Consider the following 12,960-nt stretch of genomic DNA (forward strand, 5'->3'; position numbering starts at 1 on the left):
CCCTCCAACGCTCGCCACAACCGCGGGTGAAGTTACTTTATGTTGCACCCCACAAGCAAGCAGTTAAGTAAGACTTAACGGATTCTAGGAGCAAGCCGCACTAAACACCTTAACCGGACATACATCCCCCTACTCGCGGCCTACGGATGTCGGTGTCCAGAGGCAGGATGGGGTCGTGGCGAAATCCAGCACGACCTCCGGCGAGCAGATGCTCGCCCGGTTCGGCCCGGCGACCCGGGAGTGGTTCGGTGCGGCGTTCGCCGCGCCGACGGCGGCACAGGCCGGTGCCTGGGACGCGATCGCCGCAGGTCGGCATGCCCTGGTCGTCGCGCCCACCGGCTCCGGTAAGACCCTCGCCGCGTTCCTGTGGTCGCTCGACCGGCTGGCCCGCGATCCCGTACCGACCGACCCGCGCCGACGCTGCCGGGTGCTCTACGTCAGCCCGCTCAAGGCACTCGCGGTCGACGTCGAACGCAACCTCCGCGCCCCCCTCACCGGCATCCGGCAGGCCGCCACCCGACTCGACCTCCCCCCACCGGAGATCACCGTCGGGATGCGTACCGGCGACACCCCCGCCGACGAACGGCGGGCCTTCGCCCGAACGCCGCCGGACATCCTGATCACCACACCGGAATCGCTGTTCCTGCTACTCACCTCGGCCGCACGGGATTCCCTGCGCGGCGTGGAGACGGTGATCGTCGACGAGGTGCACGCCGTCGCCGGCACCAAACGCGGCGCCCACCTGGCGCTCTCGCTGGAACGACTCGACGAGTTGCTGCCCGCCCCGGCACAGCGCATCGGGCTCTCCGCCACCGTCCGCCCGCTGGACGAGTGCGCCCGCTTCCTCGGCGGCATCCGTCCGGTCGAGGTGGTGGCCCCGGCGACCGCCAAGACCATCGAGGTCAGCGTGCAGGTGCCGGTGGAGGACATGACCCGCCTCGACGAGCAGACGGCACCGGAGGACGACCTCTCCGGTGGCCGCACGGCTTCCATCTGGCCTGCCGTGGAGGAACGGGTCCTCGCCCTGATCAGGGCACATCGCTCCACGATCGTCTTCACCAACTCCCGCCGCAGCGCCGAGCGCCTCTGCGCCCGGCTCAACGAACTCGCCGCCGACGAGACCGCTCCGACGACAGCGACCGGTCCGGCCGCCCGGCTGCCAGCGGAGGTGATGGCGCAGGCCGGTTCGGTGTCCGGCGCGCCACCGGTGATCGCCCGGGCACACCACGGCAGCGTCTCGCGGGAGGAACGCCGACACATCGAGGAGGCGCTCAAGGCCGGTCGGCTGCCAGCCGTGGTGGCCACCTCCAGTCTCGAACTCGGCATCGACATGGGCGCGGTCGACCTGGTCGTGCAGATCGAGGCGCCGCCCAGCGTGGCCGCCGGTCTCCAGCGGGTCGGTCGGGCCGGGCACCAGGTCGGCGCGGTGTCACGGGGAGTGGTGCTGCCCAAGCACCGGGGCGACCTGCTCTCCTGCGCGGTGGTCGCCGAACGGATGAGCGAGGCCGCCATCGAGGAGTTGCACCATCCCCGCAACCCGCTGGACGTACTCGCCCAGCAGATCGTCGCGATGGTCGCGCTGGACGAGTGGCGGGTCGGCGACCTGGCGACCGTCGTCCGCCGGGCCGCCCCCTTCGCCGAGCTGCCCGACTCCGCGCTGCACGCCGTACTGGACATGCTCTCCGGCCGTTACCCGTCGACCGCCTTCGCCGAGCTTCGCCCCCGGCTCGTGTGGGATCGCGCCACCGACGTGCTGACCGGCCGTCCCGGCGCGCAACGACTCGCGGTGACCAGTGGCGGCACCATCCCCGACCGGGGCCTGTTCGGTGTCTTCCTGGCCGGCGCGGAACGGGCCGCCCGGGTCGGCGAGCTGGACGAGGAGATGGTCTACGAGTCCCGCGTCGGTGACGTCTTCCTGCTCGGTTCCTCGTCCTGGCGGATCGAGGAGATCACGCCTGACCGGGTGCTGGTCTCCCCGGCTCCCGGTCAGGCGGCGAAGATGCCGTTCTGGAAGGGCGACCAGCCGGGGCGGCCGGTGGAACTGGGCCGGGCGATCGGGGCCCGGTTGCGGGCCCTGCTCCGCCAGGACACCGAGCGGGCCACGGCGGCACTGCGAGCCACCGGGCTGGACGACTGGGCCGCCGGCAACCTGCTGACCTACCTGCACGAGCAACGGGCGGCGACCCGGGCCCTGCCGGACGACCGGACGGTGGTCGTCGAACGCTTCCGCGACGAGCTGGGTGACTGGCGACTGGCCGTGCACAGCGTCCTCGGTGCCCGGGTCAACGCGCCCTGGGCGCTGGCCATCGGCCGTCGACTCACCGAACGCTACGGGGTCGACGCGCAGGTGATGCCCGCCGACGACGGGATCGTGGTCCGGCTGCCGGACACCGCCGACACCCCACCCGGGGCCGACGTGGTGACCTTCGACCCGGAGGAGATCGGCCAGCTGGTCGAGGAGTCGGTCGGCACCTCGGCGCTGTTCGCCGCACGTTTCCGGGAGTGCGCCGCCCGGTCGTTGCTGCTGCCCCGCCGGGATCCGCGCCGCCGCCAGCCGCTCTGGCAACAACGCCAACGCGCCGCCCAACTCCTCGACGTCGCCCGCGAGTACGCCGACTTCCCGGTCACCCTGGAGGCGGCCCGGGAGTGCCTACAGGACGTCTTCGATCTGCCCGCCCTGACCGAGGTGATGCGTGACCTGGCCAGTCGGCGGGTGCGACTGGTCGAGGTGGAGAGCACCCGACCGTCCCCGTTCGCCCGCTCGTTGCTCTTCGGCTACGTCGGCGCCTTCCTCTACGAGGGCGACGCCCCGTTGGCGGAACGCCGGGCTGCGGCCCTCACGCTGGATTCGGGCCTGCTCGGCGAGCTGCTCGGCCGGGTCGACCTGCGTGAGTTGCTCGACCCGGCGGTGCTCGCCGAGACCGAGCGGCAACTGCGCTGGCGCACGCCGCAACGGCGTGCCCGCGACGCCGAGGACGTGATCGAGCTGCTGCGGCAGCTCGGTGACCTGAGCACGGCGGAACTGGCCGAACGTGGGGCACCCGAGGCATGGCTGACCGACCTGGCCGCCGCCCGGCGGGTGCTGTCGGTACGCATCGCCGGGCAGGAACGCTGGGTCGGCGTCGAGGATGCCGGTCGGCTCCGGGACGCCCTCGGCGTGGCCCTACCGGTCGGCGTCGCCGAGGCGTACCTCGAACCGGTCGCCGACCCACTCGGCGACCTGGTGGCCCGGTACGCCCGCACCCACGCCCCGTTCACCGCCGCCGGTTGCGCGGCCCGGTTCGGGCTCGGGGTCTTCGTGGTCGAGCAGACGCTACGCCGACTGGCCGCCACCGGCCGGGTGGTCTCCGGCGAGTTCACCCCGGCCACCGCCGGTACCCAGTGGTGCGACGCCGAGGTGCTGCGTCTGTTGCGCCGCCGTTCCCTCGCCGCGCTGCGGCGGGAGATCGAGCCGGTGTCGCCGCGCGCCCTGGCCACCTTCCTGCCCCGCTGGCAGCAGGTGGGCTCGTCGGCTCGTGGGGTCGAGGCGGTGGCGGCGACGATCGAGCAGTTGCAGGGCGCGTCGGTGCCGGCGTCGGCGCTGGAACGGCTGGTGCTGCCCGCCCGGGTCGCCGACTACTCCCCCGCACAGCTCGACGAGCTGTGCGCCGGCGGTGAGGTGCTGTGGGCCGGTGCGGGCTCGATCTCCGGCGGGGACGGGTGGATCAGCCTGGCGTACGCCGACTCCGCCGCACTGCTGCTTCCCCCGCCGGACGAGGCTCTCGCGCGTACGCCCTTGCACGACGCGGTGTTGGACGCGCTCGACGACGGGCAGGCGATGTTCTTCCGGCCCCTGGCCGACCGGGTCGGCGCCACCGACGACGCCGAGTTGATCGCCGTCGTCTGGGATCTGGTCTGGGCCGGGCACCTCACCAACGACACCCTGGCTCCGTTGCGGGCACTGCTCGGTGCCGGCGGCGCGCATCGTACCCGCCCGACCGCCGCCCGGAGCCGCTACCGACGCCCGGGACGGGTGGCGCTGCCGAGTCGCGGCGGGCCACCGACGGTGGCCGGCCGCTGGTCGCGGCTGCCGACACGGGACACCGACCCGACCCGGCGCGCCGCCGCGCTCGCCGACGTGCTGCTGGAGCGGCACGGCGTGCTGACCCGGGGCGCGGTCGTGGCCGAGCAGGTGGCGGGGGGCTTCGCCGCCGTCTACCCGGTGCTGTCCGCACTGGAGGAACGCGGCGCGGCCCGGCGGGGATACTTCGTCGACGGGCTGGGCGCGGCGCAGTTCGCGGTGCCCGGCGCGGTGGACCGGATCCGCGCCGGTGCCGAGCCGCTCGACGGTGGTCGGCGAGCCGGTACGGCCTCGATGGTGCTTGCCGCCACCGATCCGGCCAACCCGTACGGCGCGGCGTTGCCCTGGCCGGAGCGCGTCGTCGACTCCGGCGACGCGGCACCGACTCCGGGCAGCGGGCACCGGGCGGGGCGCAAGGCCGGGGCGCTGGTCGTGCTGGTCGAAGGTGAGCTGGCGCTCTACGTGGAGCGGGGTGGGCGGACGCTGCTCTCCTTCACCGACGACGCCGATGCCCTGGGCGCGGCCGGCAAGGCGCTGGCGGACGCCGTCCACTCCGGTGCGCTGGGCCCGATCTCGGTGGAACGCGCCGACGGCGAGTCCGTACGCTCGTCGCCCCTGCGGGACGCGCTGACCGCCGCCGGTTTCCGCACCACCCCGCGCGGTCTCCGGCTTCGCGCCTGACGCCTCGCCACACGAGGGCGGACGGTCAGCGGAGGGTGTCGAGGACCTTCTCGTAGCGGGGACGCTCAGCGGGCGGGGTCTTCGCCTCCAGGTAGTTCAGCACCACGGTGCCGCTGCGGTAGGCGGCACCGCTCCACCGCTCGGCCAGGTCGTCGGCGCTGCTCTCGTCGGGGAAGACGTAGACGGTCACCTGGTCGGTCGTGACGATCTCGGAGCAGCCCAGTCCCAATCCGTCCGGTCCACAGTCGATGGACCGGTCCCGGGCGTTGGCCGCCTTGAGACCGGCCGCCCGGAAGGCCGCCACGACCTCCCGACCGGTCGGTGCGCCGGCCTGACGCGGTGGCAGCACCACGGGCGGCGGGCTCGGCGGTCGCCGCTCGGTCGTACCGCCCGCCTCCGGACCGGCGGTCGTCGGTCGTGCGGTGGCGTTGCCCGGTGCGGCCGGGCTCGACGTGGCGGGTGCGGCCGGGCTCGCGTCGCCGGTGGGCACGGCGTCCGGGTCACTCGTCGGGGACGGCTCCACCGGCGGTACGACCACCGACGGGGTCGGTGCGGCGGCCTGCGGGTCGTCCCGGTCCGCCCCGCAGGCGGTCAGGGCGACGGTGACCACGAGTAGGGCGACGGCTGGCAGAATCCGGTGGCTCACCTGGGCAGTGTGCCAACCGGGGCGCGCCGCAGGCAGTGGCCGGTCGGCCAGCCATGCTGTCGACTATCCGGCATCGGGCACCGCCCCGGCGTCGACGGCATCGGCCGAGTGGCTCCATTGTGCTGGGCGGCCCCATCACCCGTCCGTGGTGGCCGCTGCGGGCGTACGATCCGGTGCCGTGACCAGCAGCATCGACCGTGAGTTCCCGGCACCGGCCGGGGTCGTCTCGCTGACCACCGACTACGGTCTCGCCGACGGTTTCGTGGCGGCCTGCCACGGGGTGATCGCCCGCCTCGCGCCACAGCTGCGGATCATCGATGTGACCCACCTGGTCCCGCCGGGTGACATCCGGCGTGGCGCTACGGTGCTGGCACAGACGGTGCCGCACCTGCCGCCGGGGGTGCACGTGGCGGTGGTCGACCCGGGGGTCGGCACGAACCGCCGGGCCATCGCGCTGGCCACCTGCGCGGGAATGCTGGTGGGCCCCGACAACGGCCTGCTGCTCGACGCCGCCGAGGCGCTCGGCGGGGTGACCGGGGCGGTGGAGCTGACCAACCCACGCTGGCTGGCGCCCCGGGTGTCGGCGACCTTCCACGGGCGGGACGTCTTCGCACCGGTCGCGGCCCGCCTGGCCCTCGGTGCCCCGCTGGCCGAGGCAGGCCCGGCGGTCGACCCGGATTCGCTGGTACGGCTGCCCGCACCGCTGGTCCGCCGACTGCCGGACGGTTTCGTCGCCGAGGTGCTGACGGTGGACCATTTCGGCAACGTCCAGTTGGCCGCTCCGGCCGACCTGCTGGAGCCGTTGCCGGCGCGGGTCCGGGTACGGCCCGAGACCGGTGGGAGTGGCCCGACGGGTGTCGACGGGCGGGAACGGGAGGCGGTGCACGGGCGTACGTTCGGCGACGCCCCGGTGGGTGCCCTGGTGGCGCACGCCGACTCGGCCGACCGGGTGGCCCTGTCGGTCAACGGTGGACACGCCGCCGCGCTTCTCGCGGTGGTCCCGGGTACGCTGCTGCGGGTCCGGGCTTGCGGCGTCGTGGGGGCGCTGCCGGACAACACGGATGAAGTGTCTACTGTGGAAAGCTGACAAGGTGGATGATCGCTGGGTTCCCGCCGCTTGTCCCTGCTGCACCTACCGGACCGGTGGGGGCACCTGCCCGGTCTGCTTCTGGACAGATGACGGCCAGTCCGATGCCGACGCGGACGTCGTACGCGGCAGGGCGAACGGTGACCTGAGCCTGTCCCACGCACGCCTCAACTTCGCCGTCTACGGCGCCTGTCACCCCCGGTACCAGGAACTGGTGCGGGCACCGCGGGCGGACGAGATGCCCTGAGCCGACGCGGGCACCGGCATGCCGGTCGAGCCGGGCCGGCGTGGGAGGACACCGACCCGGCTCACGGTGCCGGTCTCAGCAGGGCGGCACCGCCGGACCCCAGACCGTCGAGATGTACGCGTGGCTGACGAACTGCCCGCTGGTCAGACGGTTCCACCGGTTGGTGGTGCGGTACGGCCCGACGATCGTCTGCCCGGTGACGTAACACTGGATCGGCACGCTGGCGTACTGGGCCGCCAGACCCCGGGACTGGTAACTGGTGCCGGGGCCGGTCCGCACGGTCAGCGGCCCGTCGCCGACCACGCCACGGGAACCGGTGCCGGTCCACAGGTACGCCACGTCGACCCAGGCGTTCGTGGTCAGCTGCAAACCGTCCCAGAACGTCCCGTCGCCCAGGTCGATGCCGGCCGGGTTGAGCACCACCCGACCGAACTGGTCCCGCCCGCCGTTGTAGCCGTCCTGGTAGGCGGCCTGCGCCTGCGGCCTGCCCTGCGGTAGGGCCTTCCAGTTCTCCCGCACTCCGCTGATGTTCCAGTAGTCGTCACGGGTGTTCCACGGGCCTACGTCCCAGACCGGGGCGTACTCGCAGCGACTTCCGGTGGTGGTGCAGACCCGCACGGTGTAGTCGCCGGTGTTGCGTGGGGACAGCCCTCGGCGGGAGGGCAGCGCCACGAAGTGGTCCCGGGCGCGGACCGTGTGCCCGTTGGCGGTCACCTCGCCGACCAGTCCGATCCGGGTCGCGAACACCCGGTAGGTCAGGCCCGGGGTGGCGGCGGTGGTAACGGCTGCGGTGTCGGCGGTGAGCCGGACGGCGCGAACCTCGGCGCTGGCACCGGCGCGGCTGCCGGTGAGCACCACCCGGGCCTGCACCCGGCGGACCGGCTGGTCGAAGACGGCTGCGGGCGTGGCGTCACGCCACTCGGTCCAGCCGGTCGTCCGCCAGCCCCGGACCTGGACGGTCGCGGTGGCACCGGGCCGGGCGGCGGCGGTGATCTCGGCCCGGATCCGGTTGGCCGGGCGGCTGAGGGTTCGCGGTGCGACCACCAGCATGCCCTCGGCGACAGCACTGCGTCGGGCTGGTGCGCCCGGTGGCCGGGCATCGGCCAGGCGCAGGCCCGCGCGGGTGTGTCGCACGTTGACGTCGTCAGCGTCGACGGCCGACAGGCTGACACTCCATCGGTCGGCCGGAGCGGCCGAGGAGGCGGAGCTCGGGTGCAGGGCGACGACGAGGACGGCGGCCACGATGACGGCCAGGACGGAAACACGGGGATGATTCATCAGCATTCTCCTCAGAACTCCCCGATAGTGCCTATATCAGTAGATCGAATAAAAGCGTCATACAAGTAGCGATACACATGAATTGCACTCGGGTGGGGAACAATGGGGCCGTGCCCGAAGGCGACACCGTCTGGAACACCGCCCGCGTCCTGGAACGCGCGCTGGTCGGCGCGCGGCTGACCGGCAGCGACTTCCGGGTGCCCGCGCTGGCCACCACCGACCTCTCCGGCTGGGCGGTACGCGAGAGCGCGAGCCGGGGCAAGCACCTGCTGCTGCGGCTGGAGGCTCCCGCCGACGTCGGCGAGCCGCGCTGGACGCTGCACTCGCACCTGCGGATGGACGGCACCTGGCGGGCGTACGCCCCCGGGGAGCGTTGGACGGCCCGGCCGGCACACCTGATCCGGGTGGTGCTGCGCGCCCCGACCGCGACCGCCGTCGGATACCACCTGCACGAGGTGGCGCTGGTGCCCACCGTCGACGAGCCGCACCTCGTCGGCCGTCTCGGTCCCGACCTGCTCGGCACCGACTGGGATCCGGCCGAGGCCGTCGCCCGACTCGCCGCCGGGCCGGACACCCCGATCGGTGTGGCCCTGCTCGACCAGCGCAACCTGGCCGGCATCGGCAACCTCTACAAGTGCGAGGTGCTGTTCCTGCGCGGCATCCACCCCCGCACCCCGGTGCGGGAGGTGCCCGACCTCGTCGCCCTGGTGACCCTGGCGCAGAAGCTGCTGGCCGCCAACCGGGGACGCTGGACGCAGAGCACCACCGGTTCGCTCATACGCGGCCGGACCAGCTACGTCTACGGGCGACGGGCGCAGCAGTGCCGACGCTGCGGCACCCCGGTACGCAAGGAGGACCTGGGGGAACGGGTCACCTACTGGTGCCCCACCTGCCAACCCGGGGACCGGACCTGAGGGGGCATCTTCCACGCGGCGGTCTGGGCCGGTGACAGCCGATGGCACGGGTGGTGACGCGAGGAACGCGGCGTGGCGACGGTGACACACCGTCAGCTCGGCAGAATGGCACGAAAGGGGACTTCCTAACCGGCCACCTCACGTCGCATGCTGCGGTTGAGGGCTCACGGAACGTCAGTACGCGCGTCCGCGCCGCCACGTCGGGGTGGTGGCCGTCGCGCCCCGATCACCGGGAGAGCCATGGCCGTGTTCCGCAGACTCCGGTCGACCTGGCTGGACCGCGCCGCCCGTACCGACAAGTCGGGACCGCCGAGCGCCGTCCCCACCGCCCGAACCGGTCAGGACACGGAACACGCCACCCCCGCCCAGCCTGGCACCAATCCCACCACCGAGCCGGACGCCCCGGCCAGGCCCAAGGCCACCGCCGGGCGCAAGGCCACCGCCGGACCGGACGAGTCGACCGGATCGGGCTCCACCGCCGTGACCTCCCCGGTACGGCGACCGCCCGCGTCACCGCAGGCGGCAGCCCTCACACTGGCCAGTCTCGATCCGGCGGCGGTGCCCCGCTGCTTCGGTCCGGTGCCGAACCACGCCTACAGCCCGCTGCCCGTCCACGACGAGAACGGCCAGGTGAAGACCGGTACCGGGCTACGCAAGTTCGTCGACCCGCTGCCCGGCCTCGGTCCACTGGGACGTACCCCACTCGGCGCCCACCTGCCGGTTGCCGTGCCCGACACCATCACCTACCCCGGCTGCGACTACTACGAGATCGGGCTCCAGGAGTACACCCAGCGGCTGCACCGGGACCTACCGCCGACCCGGCTGCGCGGTTACCGTCAGCTCAACCTGGGCACCGACGCGGACGGGCACAACACGATCGTCCCGCCCCGGCGGCCCTGGCACCTCGGTCCGGTGGTGCTGGCCCGCCGCGACCGGCCGGTACGCGTCAAGTTCATCAACCAGCTACCCGCCGGACCGGCCGGTGACCTCTTCCTGCCGGTCGACCCGACGGTGCCCGGCGCGGGTCCGGGCCCCGTCGACGGACCGGCGCCCTACCCGCAGAACCGGGCGGTGCTGCACCTCTGCGGTGCGCGGACCGGCTGGATCAGTGCCGGCAACCCGTGGCAGTGGATCACTCCGACCGGGGAGATCACCCCTTACCCCACCGGTGCCGGTCTGGCCCACGTGCCGGACATGCCGCACCCGGGCCGGGGCGCCACCACCCTCTACTACCCCAACGACCAGAGCGGTCGGCTGCTCTGGTTCCACGACCACACCGTGGGGTTGTCACGGCTGACCGTCTACTCCGGCCAGGTCGCGTTGTACCTGCTCACCGACGACGTGCAGGAGCGCTTGATCGCCGAAGGGACGCTGCCGGCCGAGCAGCTGCCGCTGGTCTTCGAGGACAAGACGTTCGTGCCGGACGACGCCCAGCTCGCCGCGCAGGACCCGACCTGGGACCGGGACCGTTGGGGTGCCCGAGGATCCCTCTGGCATCCGCACGTCTACCAGTCGCGCCAGAACCCGTACCGCCGCGACGGGCGCAACCCGACCGGCCGGTGGGACTACGGGCCCTGGTCGCGTACCGCCGTCACGGTCGACCCCGACGCACCCGCCGCCGCCGTACCCAACCCGCACCACGACCCGGTCACCGATCCGGACGAGCCCCCGGAAGCCCCCGGCGTGCCGCACCCGAGCGCGGTGCCCGCCGCGTACGGCGACACGATCCTGGTCAACGGCGCCGCGTACCCGTACCTGGAGGTGCAGCCGAAGCTCTACCGGTGGCGCGTCCTCAACGCCTGCCCCGACCGCTGGCTCAACCTCCAGCTGTACCGGGCCGCCTCGGACGCGCCGATGTGGACGCCGGACGGCCGACTGGCCGACGCCGCCGCCGGTGAGGTGCCGATGGTCGAGGCGGTACGCGCCCCGGGCCGACCCGCGGAGTGGCCCACCGACGGGCGACCCGGCGGGGTGCCGGACCCGGCGGCGACCGGCCCCCAGATGATCAGGATCGGCAACGAGTGCGGCCTGCTACCGGCGCCCGTGGTCGTGCCGAACCGGCCGATCGGCTTCCGCTACGACCGACGCGACCCGACCGTGCTCAACGTCGACGGTCACGCGCTGCTGCTCGCCCCCGGCGAACGGGCCGACGTGCTGGTGGATTTCGCCACCGTCGACCCCGGCACCACCCTGATCCTCTACAACGACTGCCCCGCCCCGCTGCCCTGCTTCGACCCCCGCTACGACCACCACACCGACGGGCCGGACCGCCGGGACGAGGGCGGCGCGCCGCCCACCCTGCCCGGGTACGGCCCGAACACGCGCACCGTGCTGCAGATCCGGGTGACCGGCACCCCTGCCGCACCGTACGACCTCGACCGGCTGCGGGAGCGGTTGCCCGGCGCGTACGCGGCCAGCCAGCGCCCCCCGGTCGTCCCGCAACCGGCCTACGACCCCTGCTTCGGCACCACCAGCGCCCCCACCCGGATCCCGGTGCACGCCACCGCCGTCGAGTTCACCCCACCCGGTGGCACGCCGGTGCGTCTGCCACTGGTCGTCACGTCCGTACGGCAGGTCTTCGAGCCCGAGTACGGCAGGCTGACCGGTCGACTCGCCGTGGCCCACCCGCACGGCGGTACCCGCGGCGAGACCACCCTGCCGCTCGGTCCCGCCGAACCGGCGACCGAGGTGGTACACGCCAGCGATCCGGCCCTGGCGGTCGGCACGCCGGGCGACGGCAGCCAGCTCTGGCGGGTACGCGGCACCGGACGGCAGAGCCATCCGGTGCGGTTCGACGGGCTGGACGTCCAGGTGGTCGGCCGGGTCGGCCGGGACGGCACGATCCGGCCGCCACACCCCGCCGAACTCGGCTGGAAACAGGTGGTGCGGGTGGATCCGGGAGAGGACGTGCTGCTCGCGCTGCGCCCTGAGGCACCGGCCCTGCCATTCAAGATCGGCGACAGCGTACGGCTGCTCGACCCGGCCCGGCCAGCCGGCGTCAGTCTCGACTCCGCCCCGATCAGCCCGATCGACGGGCGACCCGCGTCGGTGGTCAACCAGCTGGTCAACCTGGGCTGGGAGTACCGCTGGGGCAGTGCCGCGCTGGGCCTACGGGACCAGGGCCTGACCCGACCACTGGTGGTCCGGGTCTCGCCCCGGGCACCCACCGGCCTCACCGCCGAACCGGCACCGGGCTCGGCGACCGCGCTACCGGCGATCGCCCTCGCCTGGACCGGAAACGGCAGCCGCCCACCGGCCACCAGCCACCTGCTGCAACGCGCCACCGACGCGACCTTCACGAACGGGCTGACCAGCATCACCGTGGCGGCCACCGCGACCCGCTACACCGACGCCACCGTCACGCCCGGGGTCACCTACCACTACCGCATCCGCGCCGAAAACGCGGCCGGCTGCTCCACCTGGTCGAACAGTGTTCCCGCCTCGGTACAGCTCACCGCGCCGGCCAAGCTGACCGCGACGGTGCCACCCGCCGCACCGCTGCGGGTGGCGCTGCGCTGGACCAACAACTCCTTCGCCACCGGCATCGACGTGCAACGGGCGACCAACCCGACCTTCACCAGCGGACCGGGCACCACCGCGATCAGCGTCGGCGACAGCCACCTGGACTCGGCGGTCGCGCCCGACACCACCTACTACTACCGGGTACGCACCACCTACCTGGGTGCCGCCTCCCCCTGGTCCCCGCTGGCGACGGTGACCACCCCGCCCACACCCGGCACACCGATCTCGGTCACCGTGGCTGTCACCGCTCCGGGGCCGGACACCGCGACGGTGGTGCTGAGCTGGTCGGCGAGCACACCCGCCGGGCCGGGCGCCGGGTTCACCGTGGAACGGGCGCTGGATCCGGCGTTCACCCGGGAGGTGGCCACGTTCACCGTCAGCGGGCGCGGTTTCACCAACACCGGCCTGGCCCGGGGCGTCACCTACCACTACCGGGTGCGCTCGTTCAACGTGGTCGGCACCTCCGCGTACACCGGCACCGTCCCCGTCACCACCCCACCCTGACCGTCCGGTCGCCCGCCACCG

At 73.3% G+C, this 12,960-nt stretch carries 7 protein-coding genes; 5 read left to right on the top strand and 2 right to left on the bottom strand.

The genetic code is table 11. The features are described from left to right. Positions 1 to 208: 208 nt before the first annotated feature. Complete coding sequence (locus FF096_RS07155) at positions 209 to 4,741, top strand: ATP-dependent helicase (RefSeq protein WP_155216074.1); 4,533 nt, start codon at positions 209 to 211, stop codon at positions 4,739 to 4,741. Positions 4,742 to 4,766: 25 nt separating this feature from the next. Here FF096_RS07155 and FF096_RS07160 read toward each other — a convergent pair whose 3' ends face one another. Beyond that, on the bottom strand, positions 4,767 to 5,387 hold the full coding sequence (locus FF096_RS07160; RefSeq protein ID WP_155215624.1) for a hypothetical protein: 621 nt from the start codon (positions 5,385 to 5,387) through the stop codon (positions 4,767 to 4,769). 190 nt (positions 5,388 to 5,577) lie between these two features. On the opposite strand from FF096_RS07160, the gene FF096_RS07165 reads away from it, so the two are divergent. Continuing rightward, positions 5,578 to 6,474, top strand: coding sequence for an SAM-dependent chlorinase/fluorinase (locus FF096_RS07165; protein ID WP_309222921.1), 897 nt, complete (start codon positions 5,578 to 5,580; stop codon positions 6,472 to 6,474). Positions 6,475 to 6,478: 4 nt separating this feature from the next. Beyond that, positions 6,479 to 6,721: a CPCC family cysteine-rich protein gene (locus FF096_RS07170; protein ID WP_309222839.1), complete on the top strand. Its 243-nt coding sequence runs from the start codon at positions 6,479 to 6,481 to the stop codon at positions 6,719 to 6,721. 75 nt (positions 6,722 to 6,796) lie between these two features. On the opposite strand, the gene FF096_RS07175 is transcribed toward FF096_RS07170, so the two are convergent. Continuing rightward, positions 6,797 to 7,999, bottom strand: coding sequence for a hypothetical protein (locus FF096_RS07175; protein ID WP_155215628.1), 1,203 nt, complete (start codon positions 7,997 to 7,999; stop codon positions 6,797 to 6,799). Positions 8,000 to 8,109: 110 nt separating this feature from the next. Here FF096_RS07175 and FF096_RS07180 point away from each other — a divergent pair, with 110 nt between their 5' ends. Both FF096_RS07180 and FF096_RS07185 read left to right on the top strand, forming a co-directional pair. Further along, positions 8,110 to 8,913, top strand: a complete 804-nt coding sequence (locus tag FF096_RS07180; protein ID WP_309222840.1) for a DNA-formamidopyrimidine glycosylase family protein — start codon at positions 8,110 to 8,112, stop codon at positions 8,911 to 8,913. A 240-nt stretch (positions 8,914 to 9,153) separates the two neighbouring features. Then, positions 9,154 to 12,939 carry a hypothetical protein gene (locus FF096_RS07185; RefSeq protein ID WP_155215631.1) on the top strand — a complete coding sequence of 1,262 codons (3,786 nt, stop codon included), beginning with the start codon at positions 9,154 to 9,156 and terminating at the stop codon, positions 12,937 to 12,939. Positions 12,940 to 12,960 lie beyond the last annotated feature (21 nt).

This window comes from Micromonospora sp. CP22 (assembly GCF_009712475.1).
Taxonomy (GTDB): Bacteria; Actinomycetota; Actinomycetes; order Mycobacteriales; family Micromonosporaceae; genus Micromonospora.

What these genes read in the sequence shown, in the direction of transcription:
- FF096_RS07155 (WP_155216074.1), top strand. Translation starts at nt 209, where the DNA reads ATGCTCGCCCGGTTCGGCCCGGCGACCCGGGAGTGGTTCGGTGCGGCG.
- FF096_RS07175 (WP_155215628.1), bottom strand. Translation starts at nt 7,999, where the DNA reads ATGAATCATCCCCGTGTTTCCGTCCTGGCCGTCATCGTGGCCGCCGTC.
- FF096_RS07185 (WP_155215631.1), top strand. Translation starts at nt 9,154, where the DNA reads ATGGCCGTGTTCCGCAGACTCCGGTCGACCTGGCTGGACCGCGCCGCC.